Raw genomic sequence first — 17637 nt, 5'->3', positions numbered from 1 at the left:
GTATCCCACTCCCCGCCCCCGGCCACCCGCCAGCCCGCCAGCCCGCCGGCCGGCCGGTCAGAGCCGGGGGTCGACCGGCTCCGACTCGCAGGCCAGGATCGCGAAGACCAGTTGGTGCCGACGCCACAGCGGGGCATCGGCGGCGTACGCGTCCAGGGCGGCCAGGCCGAGGGCGTGTTCGCGCAGCGCCAGGCCCCGCTTGCGGCCCAGCGACCGGCGACGCAGCGCGGCGAGTTGGGCGGGGTCGGTGTAGCCGGGGCCGTAGATGATCCGCAGGTACTCCCGGCCCCGGCACTTGATCCCCGGCTGGAGCAGCGAGCCCCGCGCCGACCGGGCGGCCGGGCCGGCGTACGGCTTGACCACCATCCCCTCACCGCCGTCCCCGGTCAGCGCCAGCCACCAGTCGGTGGCCGCCGCCACCGCCGAGGCGTCGGCCAGCTCCACCACCTGCCGTCGGGTCGGGGTGAACAGCTCCGGGTCCGCCGCGCAGAGTCGGTCGGCCAGCGCCAGGTGCCAACCGTGATCCCGGTCGGTGAAGGTCACCTTCGCCCCGGCCAGCACCGCGAACGGGGCCAGGGTCACCCCGCGCAGCCCTTCGGTGGGTGCCACGTACGCCCGGTAGGCCGTCGAGTAGCCCTCCACCTCCGCCCGGCGGGCCGTCATCCGGTCCCGCAGCGCGTCCACCGGCAGGCCCCGGGCCGCTGCCGCGTCCAGCGCGGTGAGCGCCGCCGGCAGCGCCGCCCGGCCGGCCGCCCCGACGCCGGCGTACTGGCTGCGGATCAGCCCGTCCGCCTTCGCCGACCAGGGCAGCAGTTCACAGTCCAGCAGCAGCCGGTCGGTGCCCAGCTCGGCCCAGAGGCCGGCCGTGGTGACCGCCGCCCGGACCCGGTCCAGCAACTCCCCGTCGAGCGGCTCGCCGAAGAACGGCCGGCCGGTACGGGTGTGCACCACCCCGCCGCCGAACGGGCCGGGCTCCCGTTCCACCAGCACCACCGCGCGGGAACCCATGTGCTTCTCCTGGCACACCACCCGCGCCACACCGGCCGCCCGGTAGTCCTCGAACGCCTGCGCCGGGTGCTCCAGGAAGCCCTCGACGGTCGACGTCGAGCAGGGCGCCATGGTGGGCGGCAACCAGACCAACCGACCCGGGTCCACCGCGAACCGGCTCATCACCTCCAGCGCGGCGGCGGCGTTCTCCGCCGGCACGGTCAGCGTCCCGTAGCCGTGTTCGAGGTGCCGTCGCCCGGTCACGTCGGCCAGGTCGAGCACGGTGTCCGGGCGGGTCGGCACGCGGTCCAGCGGCCGGGCCGGGGCGTACCACTCCCGCTGCGCGTCGACCGAGACCAGCTCCTTCTCCGGGTAGCGCAGCGCGGTGAGCTGCCCGCCGAAGACACAGCCGGTGTCGACGCAGATGGTGTTGTTCACCCACTCCGGCTCCGGGGTCGGCGTGTGCCCGTACACGACCATGGCCGAGCCCCGGTAGTCGCGCGCCCACGGGTAGCGCACCGGCAGGCCGTACTCGTCGGTCTCGCCGGTGGTCTCCCCGTACAGCGCGAACGACCGCACCCGTCCGGACGCCCGCCCCTGGTACGCCTCCTTCAGCCCGGCGTGCGCCACCACCAGCCGGCCGCCGTCGAGCACGAAGTGGCTGACCAGGCCGTCGACGAAGGTCGCCACCTCGGCCACGAACGCCGGGTCCTCCGCGTCGAGCTGGGCCATCGTCTCCGCCAGGCCGTGGGTGAGCCGCACGTCCCGGCCCCGCAGCCTGCGCAGCAGCTTCTGTTCGTGGTTGCCGGGCACGCAGATCGCGTGCCCGGCCGCCACCATGCCCATCACCAGGCGCAGCACGCCGGGGGAGTCCGGGCCGCGGTCCACCAGGTCACCCACGAAGACGGCGGTACGACCAGCCGGGTGCGCCGCGTCCACCGGGCGACCCGCGTCGTCGTGGCGCAGCACGAAGCCCAGCCGCACCAGCAGCGCCTCCAACTCCGCCCGGCAGCCGTGCACGTCACCGACGATGTCGAACGGCCCCGTCAGCTCCCGCCGGTCGTTGAACAGCTTCTCCAGGCGGATCTGCGCCGCGTCGATCTCTTCGACACCCCGCAGCACGTGCACCTTGCGGAACCCCTCCCGGGCCAACTGCCCGTACGACCGGCGCAGGTCGCGCTGCATCCGGGCCAGCACCTGCCGGCCGTGCGTCCGGTCGGCGCGAGCCTGGGTCCGCTCCCAGGCCAGCGCCTCCGGCACGTCCAGCACGATCGCCACCGGCAGCACGTCGTGCTCCCGGGCGACCCGGACCAGCCCGGCGCGGGCGTGCGGCTGGAGGTTCGTCGCGTCGACCACGGTGAGCCGGCCCCGACGCAGCCGGACCCCCGCCACGTGGTGCAGCGCCTCGAACGCGTCGGCCGAGGCGGACTGGTCGTTCTCGTCGTCGGCGACCATCGCCCGGAAGGCGTCCGAGGCGAGCACCTGGCTGGGGGCGAAGTGCCGGGCGGCGAAGGTGGACTTGCCCGAGCCGGAGACGCCGACCAGTGCCACCAGGGCGAGTTCGGGAACGTCGAGGATGGTCACCGGTCCGTCTCCTTCGTACCCACGACCGTGCCCCGCACGCTGGCGGGTGCCTTCCCGACGGCCGTGAGGACGGCCAGTTGGGTGGGGCGGCCCACCTCGGGATCGTCGTCGCCGACCCCGCTGATCGCGGCGGTGTAGCCGTAGCTGGCGGCCACCCGGTCGACCCACTCGGCGAACTCGGCGCGGGTCCACTCGAACCGGTGGTCGGCATGCCGGAACCCGCCCGCCGGTAGCCCCTCGTAACGCACGTTGTACTCGGCGTTCGGGGTGGTCACCACGACGGTGCCCGGCCGGGCGTGACCCAGCACGGCATCCTCCAACGCGGGCAGCCGGGACGGGTCCAGGTGCTCGACGACCTCCATCAGCACCGCCGCGTCGTAGCCGCGCAGCCGGTCGTCCCGGTAGGTCAGCGCGGACTGCCACAGCCGGACCCGGTCCTGCTGCCGCTGGGGCAACCGGTCCAGTCGCAGCCGGCGGGCGGCCACGGTCAGCGCCTGGGCGGAGACGTCCGCGCCGACCACCTCGGTGTACCGCCGGTCGGCGACCAGGGCGGTGAGCAGCGCGCCGCCACCGCAGCCCAGGTCCAGCACCCGGGCCGCCCCGCTGGCCGCGAGCGCGGCGAGCACCGCCTCACGTCGCCGTACCGCCAGCGACGCCCGCCGGGGGTCGGGGCCGGCGGCCAGGGTGCTGCCGTCCTGTGTGACGCCGTCCACCCGGTGGACGTCCGACGCGCCGCCGTCCTCCCGGCCGGTCGGCTCGTCGACGCTGTCGTCCGGGGCGGGCACGTCGGCCAGCCGCAGCTCGGCCAGGCGGGACAACGCCTGGCCGGCCAGTGCCCGGCGGTGCGCCAGGTAGCGGCGGGTGATCAGCGCCCGGTCCGGGTGGTCGGCGAGCCAGCCCACCCCGGCGCGCAGCAGCTTGTCGATCTCGTCCGGGGCGACCCAGTAGTGCTTGGCGTCGTCGAGCACCGGGAGCAGGACGTACAGGTGGTTGAGGGCGTCGGCGAGCCGGACCGTGCCGGTCAGGGACAGGTCGACGTACCGGCTGTCACCCCATTCGGGGTGCTGCTCGTCGAGCGGGACCGGGTCGGCGGCGACCGTCCAGCCGAGCGGGGCGAACATCCGGACGGCCAGCTCCGCCCCGCCCCGACAGCGCAGCACCGGCACCCGTACCGTCAGCGGGATCGCCTCGCCGGCCAGTTCCGGTCGGTCCCGGGACACCCCGCGCAGCGCGGAGCGGAACACCGTGGACAGCGCGGAGGAGAGCAAGCTGGACGCGGCATAGGCGCGGTCGTTGACGTACTGCCCGAGGGTGAAGCTCTCCGGGGTGGCCGCCGCCTTCCCCCGTCGTCCCCGACCCACCCCGAGCCGCTGCGGGTCGACCTCGACCAGCAGGGCGGCGGTGCACCGCTGATCCGTCGCCTCCGGGTAGAAGACGTGCGCGGTGCCCGCCGGCAGGTCGAACTCGTGCACCCGGTCGGGATGCTTGACCAGCAGGTAGCCGAGATCGGTCGCCGGCCGGTGGGTGGTGGTCAGGGTGAGCAGCACGGGCCCATGTTTCCAGGATGCTCGATCAGGCGTCGTCCGGTTTTCCCGGCTGCGCCGCCCCGCCGACCACGGGGGTCGGCGGGGCGGCAGTGGTGGGGAGTGCGGTCAGGCCGTGAAACGGGTCCGGCGGCGGGTCACCACGAAGCCGGCGACGCCCGCCGCGACCAGCAGACCGCCGACACCGGCGATCAGGGCGACGGACTGGCCGGTGATCGGCAGGGTGCCACCGTCACCGCCGCCGACCCCACCCGGCCCGGAAGCACCGGCCTTGACGACGATCGCGGCCCGGTCGTTGGCGGGGTTCGGGTCACCGTCCAGGTCGGTGGCGACCGTGCCCGAGGTCTCCCCGTCCAGCTTGTCGATCCGCAGGGTGAAGGGGTACGACAGACTCACCCCCGCCTCCGGGTCGCCGGCGGCGACGCAGCCGTAGTGGTCCGCCCCCGGCTCACCGCCGTGCTCCCGCGGGTTCCACGAATCCTCGTCGTCCTTGTCGTACGGGGCGCACTCCTCGGAGACCTCGACCGCCTCGGTGCCCTTCGGGATCTCCACCGTCACGAACGGTCCGCTGAGCCGCCACGTCTCCACGGTGGCCGGACCCAGGTTGGTCGTGCCGACCCGCACCTCGACCCGGTCGCCCACCTTCCCGGTGACGCTCGCACCGTCGGCGGTCATGTCGGCCGTGTTGTCGCCGCCGACGACCAGGTTGACGACGGTGAAGTTGTTTCCCCGGTCCACGTCGGTCTGCGGGACGGACGCCTGGCGGGCCGCTCGCACCTCGACCAGCTCCAGTTTCCCACCGGTGCCCGGCTTGCCCGGCGGGAGCGGGGAACTGGGGTCGTCGACGACCAGCGCCCAGTCGTCCCTGGTCCACCAGTCGACGTAGTTCTCGATCCTGCTGCCGGACCGGGCGCTCTTGTCCAGGGTGACCGGGAGCTTCGTGGCGAGCCGGTAGCTCCGGCCCGGCTCCAGGTCGGTGTCGAAGGTGCAGATGGTGACGCGGTTGGCGAGGTACTCGCAGTTGCGGAAGTTGCCGACGTCCGGGCTCAGGTAGTCGGCCTGGAGGCGGAGCACCGCCCCGTGCGCGGTGTGGTCGCCGACGTTGCGGACCGCATCGGCGGGGAGGCCGGCAGTGGCGCCCGGGAGGATGTCCAGCTCGGCCTCCGGCTCGGACCGCAGGTCCACGCCCTCGGCCACGGTGACCGTCACGTCCGCGCTGGCGGTCCGGCTGCCGTTGCTGGCCCTCACCGCCAGCTTCGCCTCCGTGCCGGGCTTCGCGTCCGACCTGCCGGTGAGCCGGTAGTCCAGGCTCGGCACGCCGTGCTCGTCGGCCGTGTACTCGCAGTGCAGCCCCTTGGCGACCGGTACGCAGGCCCAGTCCGAGGTGGCGAGTTCGAAGGAGGCGACGGCGTCGACCTGCGAGAAGTCGATGTCCAGGGTCGTCTTCGGCGGATCCTCCTCACCGGGGCCGTTCACGGCGATCGAGTTGTGCACCGTGTGGCCTGGAGCAACCAGGACATCCCAGGTGAGGATCTCCAGCGGGATGGACGCGTGGGCGGGGGCCGGGGCGGCGGCCACGAGCGCACCCGCGACGCCCAAGCCGGCGAGCCAGCGCTGGGTGGATTGGTGGAACATGACCAGATTCCTCCCGGGGGATGTCCAGTGGAGCCAACGGAGCTTAGGGACCAGACGGCGACCGCGGCTGCCCCGGTCCGGTGTCGGACCGGAAGACGAGCCGAAAGGTTGACCGGCTCCACTGCAACGTTCCGGTCGGCCGTCTCCGTCATCAGAGGCGGGACACCGGGAGGTGCAGTGACGTACGAGGATTTCGCCGACTCGCGGCTGGCCGCGCTGCTGCGGTACGCCGTCATGCTCACCGGCGACCCGCACCAGGCGCAGGATCTGGTGCAGGACACCATGGTCCGGGTCCAACTGAACTGGCGGCGGGTCTCCCGGGCGGACTCCCCGGAGCGGTACGTCCGCCGGATGCTCACCAACCAGTACGTCGACTGGCGGCGCGGCTCCTGGATGCGCCGGGTGCTGCTGCGCGGCGAGCCGGAGGAGTCCGTGCCGGTGTCGGCCGACCATGCCCAGGACACCGTGGAGCGTGACCAGGTCTGGGCCTGGCTGGACCGGCTGCCCCGCCGGCAACGGGCCAGTCTGGTGCTCCGCTACTACGAGGACCTGCCCGACGCGGAGATCGCCGAGATCCTCGGCTGTGCCGTCGGCACCGTCCGCTCGTCCATCTCCCGGGCGCTGGCCACCCTGCGCGCCGAACACGTGGAGGTCTGCTGATGACCGTCGAGAAGGAACTGCGTGACGTCTTCACCCGGCACGAGGCGCTGGCCCCGCCGGTCGGTCCGCTGCGCGCGGCCATCGACCGGATGGTGCTGCGTCGACGGCGTCGGCGGCGTCGACTCAGGGTCGGCGCGACCGCGCTGGCCGTGCTGGGCCTGCTCGGTGTCGCGGCACCCCAGTTGCTGCCCGTCCCGGGGGACCGGGCCGTCACCGGCGCGCTGACCGTCGGCACCCCGGACACCCTGCCGCGCCGGGCGATGAACGTGCTGCTGGTGGGGCTCGACGGTGGTGCCGGCGAGCAGGCCCGGCGGGCCGACTCGGTGCTGCTGGTGCACTTCCCCGCCGACCGCAGCCGGCCGTACCTGGTGTCACTGCCCCGCGACCTGCGGGTGTCGATTCCCGGGTTCGGTGTCGACGAGGCGGACTCCGCCTCCCCGCACGGCACCGGCACCAGCCGCCCCGACCTGGGGCGCGGCTGGGAGCTGACCAGTCGCATCGTCACCGGGCTGACCGGCGTACGCCCGGACGCGGGAGTGGTGCTCGACTACCCGGTGCTGGGCGAGCTGACCGACGCGCTCGACGGGGTGGACGTCTGCCTGCCCGGTGCGGTCCGGTCGGTGCACAGCTCCCGGGTCTTCCCGGCCGGCTGTCAACGCCTCGACGGCACCGCCTCGGTGGAGTTGCTCCGCCAGCGGCGGGGCCTGCCCGACGACAGCCTCGACCAGGAGCGCATCACCCAACTCGTCGTCGCCGGGCTGATCCGTCGGGCCGGCGAACAGGGTGTGCTGACCGATCCGGTGCGGCTGGCCCGGCTGTGGAGCAACATCGGCCCGAGGGTCGCCGTCGCCGGCACATCGCTGTCCACGCTGCTGCGGGTGGTGCCCGAGCTGGGTAGCACCGAACCGGTCGGGATCAGCCTGCCGGTCGGCGTACCCACAGCTGGGGAGCGGTCGGTGCGGACGGACCCGGACATGCTGGCCGCGCTGCGGGAGGACCGGCTGGGTCGCTGGGTGGCGGAGCACCCCGACCAGGTGACCCCGCTGCGGTGACGAGCCGGGGCCAGCCCCCGGCGCGGGCCGTCAGCGGTAGTCGTCCTCGTCGGCGGTGACCACCCGGGCCTGCTCCATCGCGTCCCAGTCGTCGACCTCCAGGCCCCGGTGCGGCTCGGCGTCGGTCTCGTCGGGGCCGATCACGGCCGCCTGCTCGACCGCGTCGGCCGGTTCGGCCTCCGGGTCGCGATCCTCCGGGTCGAGGTGGTCGCTCGGAGTGAAGTCCTCGTCGGGCTGACCCATCGTCCCTCCCTGGTTCCGGCGGCATACCTACCCCACCGTACGGGCTGGTGGGGTAGGTCGCCCGGTGGGCGCGGGAACGCGGGAACGCCCACCGGGGAGGCCGGGCGGTGCCAGGATGGGGGCGTGGGCTTCCTGATCCGATTGCTGATCACGGCGATCGCGCTGTGGGTCACCACGCTGATCGTGCCGGGGGTCGACGTCTCCGGTCGCAACGGCGCGAACACCGCGCTCACCCTGCTCGTGGTGGCGTTGATCTTCGGCGTGGTCAACGCGGTGCTCAAGCCGGTGATCAAGGTGGTGGGCTGCGTGTTCTACCTGCTCACCCTCGGGTTGTTCGCGCTGGTGGTGAACGCGTTGCTGTTCCTGCTGACCGACCGGATCGCGCGCGCGGTCGACCTGCCGTTCCGGGTGGACGGGTTCTGGGCCGCCTTCTGGGGGGCCATCGTGATGGCCGTGGTGACCTGGCTGATCAGCGTCGCCGTGCCGGACCGTCGGGAGACCCGGTGAGGCCGACCGGTGGACGGTCACCGGGGCGGTTGCGCCCGCCGCCGCCTCCTACGGGATACTGCCGACGGTGGACAGCGCGGTCCGGCGCACCCATGGAAGACAGCGGCCAGCGCGGCCGAGAGCGGTAAGTAAGGAGCCTTCACATGCCCATCGCTTCCCCCGAGGCTTACGCGGAGATGCTGGACCGGGCCAAGGCCGGCCGGTACGCGTACCCCGCGATCAACGTGACCTCGTCGCAGACCCTGAACGCGGCGCTGAAGGGCTTCGCCGACGCGGAGAGCGACGGCATCATCCAGGTCTCCACCGGTGGCGCGGAGTACCTGTCCGGGCCGTCCGTCAAGGACATGGTGACCGGCGCGGTGGCGTTCGCCGCGTACGCGCACGAGGTGGCCAAGAAGTACCCGGTCAACGTGGCGCTGCACACCGACCACTGCCCGAAGGACAAGCTGGACGGGTTCGTCCGGCCGCTGATGGCCATCTCCCAGGAGCGGGTCCGCAACGGTCAGGAGCCGCTGTTCCAGTCGCACATGTGGGACGGCTCGGCCGTGCCGGTGGCGGAGAACCTGAAGATCGCCGCCCAGCTGCTCGACGAGGCCGCCAAGGGCAAGATCGTCCTTGAGATCGAGGTCGGCGTCGTCGGCGGCGAGGAGGACGGCGTCGAGAACGCCATCAACGACAAGCTCTACACCACGGTCGAGGACGGCCTGGCCATGGTCGAGGCGCTCGGCCTGGGCGAGAAGGGCCGCTACATGGCGGCGCTGACCTTCGGCAACGTGCACGGCGTCTACAAGCCGGGCAACGTCAAGCTCCGCCCCGAGATCCTCAACCAGATCCAGGAGGCGGTCGGCGCCAAGTACGGCAAGGACAAGCCGCTCAGCCTGGTCTTCCACGGTGGCTCCGGCTCGCTGCTGGAGGAGATCCGGGAGGCGCTCGACTACGGCGTGGTGAAGATGAACATCGACACCGACACCCAGTACGCCTTCACCCGGCCCGTCGTCGACCACATGCTGCGCAACTACGACGGCGTGCTCAAGATCGACGGCGAGGTCGGCAACAAGAAGCAGTACGACCCGCGCGCCTGGGGCAAGCTGGCCGAGGCCGGCCTCGCCGCCCGGGTCGTCGAGGCGTGCGAGCACCTGCGCTCCACCGGCACCCGGATGAAGTGACGCTCCGTACCCCGTCGACGGCCGGCTCCCCAGCGCGGGGGCCGGCCGTCGCCGTTCCGTCCCGACCACGACGGGTGGCCGGGACGGTGTCAGGCGATCGCGGTGAGCACCCGGACGGCCTCGCGGACGTCGTCGGTGAGGTGGATGCTGCCGGACAGGTCACCGAACGGCGACCCGGCGAACAGCGGACGCAGCAGCGACTCGATCGGCAACTCCCGGGTCCAGTACGCCCGGTCCAGGAAGACGTACGCCCCGCTCGCCCCGTCCGTGCCGTAGTACGTCTTCGTCGCCGCCTGGAACACCTCCTGCACGGTGCCGGCCCGGCCGGGCGCGAAGACGATCCCACCCCGGGCCAGCCGCAGAATGGTGTCCTCCCGGATGGCGTTGGAGAAGTACTTGGCGATCCGGCCGGCGAACAGGTTCGCCGGTTCGTGCCCGTACAGCCAGGTGGGGATGGCCAGCCCGCCGGAGCGGGCCCAGTCCAGGCCGGGCGCGCGCTGCTGCGGGACGGCGGCGGCGTAACGCTCCCGGACTGTCAGCGCGGCGGCCGTGTACCGGTCGTGGTCGGTGAAGTCGGGGGCCACGGCCAGCAGGTCGATCGCGGTGTTCAGCTCCTGCGCCGGCCAGGCCGACAGGAACGCGCCCAGGTTGGCCGCCTCCATCACTCCGGGGCCGCCACCGGTCACCACCAGCCGGTCGGCCCGTGCCAGCTCCCAGCCCAGCACCGCCGCCATCCGGTACGGCACGCTGCCGCGCGGCACCGCGTGCCCGCCCATCACCCCCACCACCGACTGCGGCCCGTGGGTGGACAGCCAGGTCCGGACCGCGTCGGCCAGGGCGTTGTCCACACCGTGATCGTGCAGCCGCTGGCCGAGCGCCTCCTTCACGTCGGGCAGCGCGCCACCGTGGGCCCGGAAGTGGTCGTACACCCGGGTGTCGTACATGCCGGCGAAGCCGGTGTCGGCGAACCCGGCGGCGAGGTCCTCCGGGGTGTACAGGTGGGCCGGCTGGGTCGGGTACGGCAGGCCGGAGAAGGGCGGCACCACGTTCGCCCCGCGCCGGACCAGGTCGGCGCCGACCTCCCGGCCGGCGAACCGGCAGCCCACGAAGAGGGTGCCGGCCACCTCGGCGGCGGTCAGGTCGGGAACCGGGTCGAGGTCGAGGCGGAGCCCCTGCACGGTCAGCCCGGCCAGGCTGCCGGCGGCCAGGTGCCGGTCGAACTCGGCCCGGGTCTCGATCTCGTCGTGGCTGGTGTCGTGTGGCGCGATGACGTCTGCGGGAGGTGGGGTCGGCACTCCGCCATCCTGCCCCCACCGCGCCACCGGGCGCACCAGCAGGGGTGGGGACGACAGGAGCCCGGCGACCGAGGCCGCCGGGCTCCTGCGTAACCGGGTCCTGGGGAGGCTCCGGACCAATAGTTGTAGTGGAAAAGATCTCCGGGCGGCATGGGCCGCAGGGTCGGCCGGTGGGGCCGCTGGGGTGGGCCATCCGAGCCGCGAGGTCCGCCGGTGGGGCCGCAGGGTCGGTACGGGCGGCCGAGGGTTCACCCGGTGGGGACCAGGCGTGACGTAGACCTCCACCGTTCAGCCAGCGTACCCACCCGACCCCCTCGCGCCTCGCAGGGCGAAGCGGGTTGAATGGGGCGATGCAGAACCTGTTGCCTGAGCCTCCGGCCACCCTCCTGCCCGCCCACGAAGAGGCGGACGCGGCTCTGGCCGCCGCCGCCGAGCAGGGCACCGACGAGGCGTACGCCGAGGTCGCGGCCCGTTTCCCCACCCACAGCGCGGCCTGGGCGGCGCTGGCCACCCGGGCCTTCGACGCCGGACAGGTCGTCCCCGCGTACGCGTACGCCCGCACCGGCTACCACCGTGGCCTGGACCAGCTGCGGCGCAGCGGCTGGAAGGGGCACGGCCCGGTCCCGTGGTCGCACGCCCCGAACGAGGGCTTCCTCCGGTGCCTCTACATCCTGTCCCGGGCCGCCGGTGAGATCGGCGAGGCCGACGAGGCGGCCCGGTGCGCCCAGTTCCTCCGCGACTGCGACCCGGCGGCCGGGGACGCCCTCGCCAGCGCCTGACCTCGTGCGATGGCCGGCCCGCCACCCGTCGGGCCGGCCATCGGTCGCCTCCACCGACCGGCCCGTCGGCGAAAGCCGCCGGTCGAACCGTCGGTGGCTGGCCGTCCGAGCCGACAGCTGCCGGTCGAACCGTCGGCGGCTGTCCGGCGTCGGAACGGTCAGAGTCCCTCGGCCACCGCTGCGGCGATCTTCAGCCAGGCCTCCCGGCTGGCCGAGGAGAGCCCGCCGTACCGGATCGGCTCGCCGGTGTCGATCAGCCGCTCGTACGGCGCGAGCAGCACCGCCCTGGTCCGGGCGGCGAAGTGTTCCTGGATGGCCGGCAGGTCGATCTCCTTGCGGGACGGCGGCATGGACACCACCGTCACCGCCTGCCGGACGAGCCGCTGCCGACCGCTCTGCTCCAGGTGGTCGAGCATCCGGGCGGCCGTCTCCGCCGAGTCGTTACGGGCCGACATGGTGACCAGCAACTGGTCGGTGGCATCCATCGCGGCCTGCCAGTTCTGTGCCCGGACGTTGTTCCCGGTGTCCACGAAGATCAGCTTGTAGAACCGGCTCACCACCTCGCGGATTTCGGCGAACGCCGCCGCCGTCAGCATCTCGCCCCCGGTGGCCGACTCGTCCGACGCGAGCACGTCGAACATCCCCTCGCCCTGCGAGCGGACGTACTGCGACAGGTCACCGATCCGCCCGTGCGGACCCTGGAACTGCCCGAGGTCACGCAGCATGTCCCGGACCGTACGGGAGTGGAAGTCCTGCTGCGCCCGCATCCCCAGGGTGCCCTGGGTCTCGTTGTTGTCCCAGGCCAGGACGTACCCGCCGCGCTTCTGCCCGAAGGTCATCGCGAGCAGCAGGATGGCCACCGTCTTCCCGGCGCCACCCTTGGGATTGACCACGGTCACCTGGCGCAGCCCGCCGAAGTTGCGGCGGACCATCTCGATGTCCCGCTTGACCTCCTGCTCGTGCTGCCCCGGCGGGAGCTTCACCAGGCCGATCTTGTTGACCACGGCTCGAACGCCCATCGTGGCGATCGGATCGGCCGGCCGGACCTGCCGGCGGCGGGCGAAGTCCTCGGCGGTTGGCGCGTACCCACTCTCCGGCGACCACCCCAGATCCGGGTAGCCGGCCAGGGCCGCCGGATCGGGATAGGCCGGTACGGGCGTCCCGACCGGGGCCGGCTGCTCCGGCCAGGAGGGTCGGTGCCAGCCGCCCGGCGACTGCTGTCCGGGCTGCACTGGTCCGGCCTGCGTTGGTTGAGGCTGCACCGGTCCAGTCGGCACCGGTCCAGGCTGCACTGGTCCAGGCTGCACTGGTCCAGGCTGCACTGGTCCGGGCTGCGCTGGTCCGGGCTGCGCTGGTCCGGTCCGCATCGACCCGGTCGGCGCTGGTCCGGGTGGCACCGGTCCCGGTGTGGTTGGTCCGGGGCCGGTCGGTGCCGGTGTGGTTGGTCCGGGGTCCATCGGGCCGGAGTCCATCGGTCCGTGGTCCATCGGTCCGGGGTGATGTGCTTCGGGGCCGGTAAGTCCGAATCCGGTTGATCCGGTTTCGGTGCGGAGCGGCGGCGAGTTTGACGGGAACGGCGTTCCGCCCATTTCCTCGGCTCCACCCGAGAATCGCTGGGGCGGCAGCGCCCAGGGTGACTCGCCCCGCCCTGTGGGCTGCGCAGGCACCACCACCGCGCCCGGTTCACCCGGGCCAGCCCGCCCCTCCTCACGGGTCCGGTCGTCCGGGCCAGCCTGGTCCTTCCCTCGGGTCCGGTCCTCCGGGCCAGCCTGACCCTTCCCACCGTTCCGGTCTTCCGGGCCAGCCCGGTGGATCTTGGAGTAAGTCGGCCCCTGGAGGGGCGAGAGACCTCCAAGATCCAGATCGGCCGGGTCACTCCCGTCGGCCATGACGTTCCCGTTGCTCGGCTGGGTCGGTGTGGCGGGGTGGGTGGAGCCGTCCGGAGTGGTCGGCGGGTTCGTGTGTGTCGACTGGTCGGGCGCTCGACCGGGTACGGCCGGCTGCGACGTCGGCCCGGCGAGCGACGGGTCCAGGGTGAAGGGCAGATCGAGATCCACTGGGCCGGACTGGCCCCGCCCCGCCCCCTGGCGCTCCGTCGACCCTGGCGACCGGAGACCGTGCGGATCGTCGTAGCCGTGCGGGTCGTCGTAGCCGTGCGGATAACCGTGCGGGTCGTCATAGCCGGATGGGGCGTCGTACCCCTGCGGGTCGTCGTACCCGTGCTGGTAGCCGCGCTGCGGGTAGCTGTGCGGGTCGTCGTAGTTGTGGGCGGCGTACCCGGGTGCGAGGTCGGGGACGGGGGTGGGTGTGGGGTCCGGACGGGTGGGCGTCCAGCCGTCGCCGGGTTGGTCCCAGCCACTGTCGGACGGCGTCGGAGTGACCTCCGCAGCGAGCGACGGGTACGCCGTCGGCGGGTAGACCGGCGTGGGTTGACCGGCCCAGTGCGGCACCGGGTCGGCCGGGTCGGGCGGCCAGAGCGGTTCGATGTCCCGCTCGGGCACCTGCTGCTGGCCGGGCAGTCCTGCCCGGTCGGCGTTGTCGTCCACCACGGCTCCTCCCCATTCCTCCCGCCGAGGATAGGCCGTCCTGTTTCCGTTACGACGGGTGACGGACGCGAGTGGTGGTCAGCCCGTGTAGACCGCCCAGGCCCCGGGCTCGGTCCACCAGGACCGCTTCCGGCTCAGCTCGCCCTCGACACCGTCGTCGAGGAAGGGCACCCGTTCGTCGCGGGGGATCACGGCCATCGCCCGGCCCCGGGCCCGACGTACCTCGTACCGGATCCTCTTCTTCCTACCCAACGTCGAGCGGGTCAGCACGGGAACGGCCACCGCGACCTCCACCAGACCGTCGGTCGGGTCGGGGGCGGTGAGCAGCGGCAACGAGTCGAGGGTCGCGTACCCGCCGGCATTGCCGATCGCGCAGGCCAGGATCGGGTCCGTGCCGTCGGAGAGCACCGCGTCGTCCACCTCGACCCGGCCGCGCCAGTGTAGCGGCCGGCCCGCGTCGTCGGCGGCACCGAGCAGCGCGCCGTCCAGGGTCACCGAGCCACCGTCGTTACGCAGCAGGTCGAGCCGGCGTACACCGCCGTCGAGCACGGCCGCCGCCACCGCCGCCGGGTCACGGGGCAGGCCGAGCTGCGCGGCGAGGTCCCGGTGCGGGCCACCCCGGGTGGGGTCGAGCGGGAGTACGCCGATCGGCGGCAGATCGGGCACCGTACGGTTGCCGGCCAGCTCGGCCGGGCGGCGACTCGGCGGTGGGGCGTACCGGCGGACCAGCCGGCGCACGACGGCGCGCAGCTGGGCGTCGCTGGCGCTGGCGACGACCAGCCGGACCTTCGAGTCCGGGTCGGGCCAGGTGAGGCCGTCGGGGCGGGGCGGGCCGTCCAGCCGGGCCAGCACCTCGTCGACCTCGGCGTCCGAGCGAGCGGTCACGGTCGTCACCCGGGCACCCCGGTCGGTCAACGCATCCGCGCAGGTCAGCACCGGTACGCGCGGCGTCTCGCAATGGTCTGTGGAGGCCGCTGCGGGTGGCTGTCCGGCTGCCTCGGAGGTGCCGCCGCAGCAGGCGTCGCCGCTGCCGCAGCCCCCACCGGGAGCGTCCCGCTCCGAGCCGAGGGTGAGCAGCACCACGTCGTACACTCCGGGCCTCCTGCCTCTCGACGCGAACCCCTGCTGGCCACGCCGTTCCTACTTGTTAGCCTGACACCCCGGGCTCGCCAACCGGTCGCCACCTGGCACCCGAGCCTTCTGGAGGCGGAAAAGATGCCAGCGATCGTGCTCATCGGCGCTCAGTGGGGCGACGAGGGCAAGGGCAAGGTTACCGACCTGCTGGGTGAGCGGGTCGACTACGTCGTGCGCTACTCCGGCGGCAACAACGCCGGCCACACGGTGATCACCCCGGACGGGCAGAAGTACGCGCTGCACCTGATGCCGTCGGGCGCGCTCTCACCGAGCGCCATGATCGTCATCGGCAACGGGGTGGTGGTCGACCCGAAGGTGCTGCTCGCCGAGATCGACGGGCTCGCCGAGCGTGGCGTGGACGTGTCCCGGTTGCGGATCTCCGGTGACGCGCATCTGATCATGCCACACCACCGGGCGCTGGACCGGGTGGTGGAGCGCTACCTCGGGTCGTCCCGGATCGGCACCACCGGGCGCGGCATCGGCCCGGCCTACGGCGACAAGGTCGCCCGGATGGGTATCCGGCTCCAGGACCTGCTCGACCCGGGCATCCTGCGCAAGAAGCTGGAACTCGCGCTGCGCGAGAAGAACCAGCTGCTGTTCAAGGTCTACAACCGCAAGGCGATCGACGTCGACGAGACCGTCGAGGAGTACCTGCGGTACGCGGAGCGGCTGCGGCCGTACATCGCCGAGACCCGGGTGATGCTCTGGGACGCCCTGGACCGGGGCGAGACGGTGCTGCTGGAGGGCGCCCAGGCCACCATGCTCGACATGGACCACGGCACGTACCCCTTCGTGACCTCGTCGAATCCGACGGCGGGTGGGGCATGCGTGGGCGCGGGCATCCCGCCGACCGCGATCACCGGGGTCATCGCGGTGAGCAAGGCGTACACCACCCGGGTGGGGTCCGGCCCGTTCCCGACGGAACTGTTCGACGACAACGGTCAGCACCTGCGCAAGGTCGGCCACGAGTACGGCACCACTACCGGCCGGGAGCGTCGTTGCGGCTGGTTCGACGCCGTCGTCGCCCGGTACTCCTGCCGCCTCAACGGCGTGACCGACCTGGTCATCACCAAGCTGGACGTGCTCACCGGCATGCCCAAGGTGCCGATCTGCATCGGGTACGAGATCAACGGCGAACGCTTCGACGACATGCCGATGACGCAGACCGACTTCCACCATGCCACCCCGATCTACGAGGAGCACGACGGCTGGTGGGAGGACATCAGCAAGGCCCGCACCGAGGACGAGCTCCCCGAGAACGCCCGCCGCTACATCGCCCGCATCGAGGAGCTCACCGGCACCCGCGTCAGCGTCGTAGGCGTAGGCCCCGGCCGCGAAGAAAACGTAGTCCGCCACCCCCTCCTCCCCTAACCCCTCCCTCCCCCGCCCCCGGTCTCCCCGGTCTCCCCGGTGATCAAGAGGTTTACGTCAACGATGAGCAGGCTCGTGACGTAAACCTCTTGATCACCAGCTGATCCCGTGCGGGTTATCCACAGGGTTGTCCACAGGGGTCGAAAGTGGGGTAGGTGGGGGGTGAGGGTGGGGCGGTGATGCCGCTCGAACTCATCCGTCGTGTCGCTGCCTCGCAGGACGGGATGGTCACCACCAGACAGGCGTTGGCGGCCGGGTTGACCCGGGATCAGATTCGGCAGCTCTGGCGCTCCGGCCGGTGGACGAGGCTGGCCCGCGGTTGTTTCGCGCCGGTCGGGGAACTGCACGGCGCGGCCACCGCGCGGGCCCGCATCCGGGCTGCCGTGGCGAGCCTCGGCCCGGGAGCCTTCGCGGTCCTCGACAGCGCACTGGATCTGCATGGCATCGCCGGACTGCGCCGAAGCTCCGCCGTCCACGTCTCGGTGCCGGTGGACCGACCCCGGCCGCAGCGAACCGGCGATCCCTCCCCCGTGATCCACCAACTGACCGTGGCCGCCGGCGACATCGTCGAGGTGGCCGGCATTCCCACCACCTCACCGTTGCGCACCGTGACGGACGTGATTCTCCGGCAGGGCCGGTACCCGGCCGTGTCCGTGCTCGACTCCGCGTTGAACAGCGGACTCGTCACGTGTGAGGACTTGGCGACCGTACCGACGCTCGTCCGGGGCCGACGAGGAGCTCCGGCGGCCAGGAGCCATCTCGGCGAGGCGGACGGGCGGGCCCAGTCACCGCTGGAAACCTGGGCACGGTTGCGATGCGTCGACGGTGGTGTCCCGCCCGACGTGTTGCAGCTGGAGGTCCGCGACCGGGACGGTCATCTGCTCGGCGTCGGGGACCTGGGTTGGCGTGCCGCGCGGCTGATCGCCGAGGCCGACGGCGCTGGCCCGCACAGCACGCCGGATGCCCTCTTCGCCGACCGTCGCCGGCAGAACCGCCTGGTCAACGCGGGCTGGCGAATTCTCCGATTCACCTGGTCCGACGCTCTCCGCCCGGACTACATCCCCCAAACAATCCGCCAAGCCATGCCCCCCACCCCCTGACCCACCCCCCACCCCGCCCCCCACCCCGCCCTCC

General features: G+C 72.7%; 14 protein-coding genes. 7 read left to right on the top strand and 7 right to left on the bottom strand.

From position 1 onward, the window contains the following. Positions 1-57 precede the first annotated feature (57 nt). The 3 genes from ACIG87_RS22155 to ACIG87_RS22145 all read right to left on the bottom strand — a co-directional run bounded on the left by ACIG87_RS22155 (position 58) and on the right by ACIG87_RS22145 (position 5750). Complete coding sequence (locus ACIG87_RS22155) at positions 58-2571, bottom strand: polynucleotide kinase-phosphatase (RefSeq protein WP_396852820.1); 2514 nt, start codon at positions 2569-2571, stop codon at positions 58-60. Then, positions 2568-4118 carry a 3' terminal RNA ribose 2'-O-methyltransferase Hen1 gene (locus ACIG87_RS22150; RefSeq protein WP_396852819.1) on the bottom strand — a complete coding sequence of 517 codons (1551 nt, stop codon included), beginning with the start codon at positions 4116-4118 and terminating at the stop codon, positions 2568-2570. The genes ACIG87_RS22155 and ACIG87_RS22150 overlap by 4 nt, the downstream gene beginning before the upstream one ends. Before the next feature lie 105 nt (positions 4119-4223). Next, a complete protein-coding gene (locus tag ACIG87_RS22145; RefSeq protein ID WP_396852817.1) occupies positions 4224-5750 on the bottom strand; it encodes an LPXTG cell wall anchor domain-containing protein in 1527 nt (508 codons plus the stop codon). Between the two features lie 177 nt (positions 5751-5927). Between ACIG87_RS22145 and ACIG87_RS22140 the strand changes: the two genes are divergently transcribed. Both ACIG87_RS22140 and ACIG87_RS22135 read left to right on the top strand, forming a co-directional pair. Further along, positions 5928-6410 (top strand): SigE family RNA polymerase sigma factor, encoded by a 483-nt coding sequence (locus tag ACIG87_RS22140; RefSeq protein WP_396852815.1) that lies wholly within the window; start codon positions 5928-5930, stop codon positions 6408-6410. Next, positions 6410-7462, top strand: coding sequence for an LCP family protein (locus ACIG87_RS22135; protein WP_396852813.1), 1053 nt, complete (start codon positions 6410-6412; stop codon positions 7460-7462). The genes ACIG87_RS22140 and ACIG87_RS22135 overlap by 1 nt, the downstream gene beginning before the upstream one ends. 30 nt (positions 7463-7492) lie before the next feature. Here ACIG87_RS22135 and ACIG87_RS22130 read toward each other — a convergent pair whose 3' ends face one another. Further along, entirely contained in the window at positions 7493-7705 is a 213-nt protein-coding gene (locus ACIG87_RS22130; protein ID WP_396852811.1) for a hypothetical protein, read from the bottom strand. 123 nt (positions 7706-7828) lie between these two features. Here ACIG87_RS22130 and ACIG87_RS22125 point away from each other — a divergent pair, with 123 nt between their 5' ends. Then, positions 7829-8212: a phage holin family protein gene (locus tag ACIG87_RS22125; RefSeq protein ID WP_396852810.1), complete on the top strand. Its 384-nt coding sequence runs from the start codon at positions 7829-7831 to the stop codon at positions 8210-8212. A gap of 143 nt (positions 8213-8355) precedes the next feature. Continuing rightward, positions 8356-9378: a class II fructose-bisphosphate aldolase gene (gene fbaA, locus ACIG87_RS22120; protein WP_396852809.1), complete on the top strand. Its 1023-nt coding sequence runs from the start codon at positions 8356-8358 to the stop codon at positions 9376-9378. Between the two features lie 89 nt (positions 9379-9467). Here the strand turns inward: fbaA and ACIG87_RS22115 are convergent, their stop codons facing one another. Beyond that, on the bottom strand, positions 9468-10673 hold the full coding sequence (locus ACIG87_RS22115; RefSeq protein ID WP_396852807.1) for an LOG family protein: 1206 nt from the start codon (positions 10671-10673) through the stop codon (positions 9468-9470). A gap of 350 nt (positions 10674-11023) precedes the next feature. On the opposite strand from ACIG87_RS22115, the gene ACIG87_RS22110 reads away from it, so the two are divergent. Continuing rightward, entirely contained in the window at positions 11024-11452 is a 429-nt protein-coding gene (locus ACIG87_RS22110; protein ID WP_396852805.1) for a DUF3151 domain-containing protein, read from the top strand. A gap of 158 nt (positions 11453-11610) precedes the next feature. On the opposite strand, the gene ACIG87_RS22105 is transcribed toward ACIG87_RS22110, so the two are convergent. Then, positions 11611-13341 carry a chromosome partitioning protein gene (locus ACIG87_RS22105; RefSeq protein WP_396852920.1) on the bottom strand — a complete coding sequence of 577 codons (1731 nt, stop codon included), beginning with the start codon at positions 13339-13341 and terminating at the stop codon, positions 11611-11613. Between the two features lie 735 nt (positions 13342-14076). Beyond that, entirely contained in the window at positions 14077-15090 is a 1014-nt protein-coding gene (locus ACIG87_RS22100) for a hypothetical protein (protein ID WP_396852803.1), read from the bottom strand. Between the two features lie 123 nt (positions 15091-15213). On the opposite strand from ACIG87_RS22100, the gene ACIG87_RS22095 reads away from it, so the two are divergent. Both ACIG87_RS22095 and ACIG87_RS22090 read left to right on the top strand, forming a co-directional pair. Continuing rightward, positions 15214-16503: an adenylosuccinate synthase gene (locus tag ACIG87_RS22095; RefSeq protein WP_396852802.1), complete on the top strand. Its 1290-nt coding sequence runs from the start codon at positions 15214-15216 to the stop codon at positions 16501-16503. Between the two features lie 179 nt (positions 16504-16682). Beyond that, the gene (locus ACIG87_RS22090; RefSeq protein WP_396852800.1) at positions 16683-17603 is read left to right on the top strand and encodes a type IV toxin-antitoxin system AbiEi family antitoxin domain-containing protein; all 921 of its coding nucleotides are present in this window, start codon (positions 16683-16685) and stop codon (positions 17601-17603) included. Positions 17604-17637: the final 34 nt, after the last annotated feature.

The sequence above is a fragment of the Micromonospora sp. NPDC051925 genome (genome assembly GCF_044548625.1).
Taxonomy (GTDB): Bacteria; Actinomycetota; Actinomycetes; order Mycobacteriales; family Micromonosporaceae; genus Micromonospora.
This window is presented reverse-complemented; position numbering and strand designations above follow the sequence as displayed.

Bases quoted from the DNA above. Each gene is read 5' to 3' on its own strand.
- ACIG87_RS22090 (WP_396852800.1), top strand. From the start codon at position 16,683: ATGCCGCTCGAACTCATCCGTCGTGTCGCTGCCTCGCAGGACGGGATG.
- fbaA (WP_396852809.1), top strand. From the start codon at position 8,356: ATGCCCATCGCTTCCCCCGAGGCTTACGCGGAGATGCTGGACCGGGCC.
- ACIG87_RS22130 (WP_396852811.1), bottom strand. From the start codon at position 7,705: ATGGGTCAGCCCGACGAGGACTTCACTCCGAGCGACCACCTCGACCCG.
- ACIG87_RS22110 (WP_396852805.1), top strand. From the start codon at position 11,024: ATGCAGAACCTGTTGCCTGAGCCTCCGGCCACCCTCCTGCCCGCCCAC.
- ACIG87_RS22095 (WP_396852802.1), top strand. From the start codon at position 15,214: ATGCCAGCGATCGTGCTCATCGGCGCTCAGTGGGGCGACGAGGGCAAG.
- ACIG87_RS22145 (WP_396852817.1), bottom strand. From the start codon at position 5,750: ATGTTCCACCAATCCACCCAGCGCTGGCTCGCCGGCTTGGGCGTCGCG.
- ACIG87_RS22105 (WP_396852920.1), bottom strand. From the start codon at position 13,341: ATGGCCGACGGGAGTGACCCGGCCGATCTGGATCTTGGAGGTCTCTCG.
- ACIG87_RS22135 (WP_396852813.1), top strand. From the start codon at position 6,410: ATGACCGTCGAGAAGGAACTGCGTGACGTCTTCACCCGGCACGAGGCG.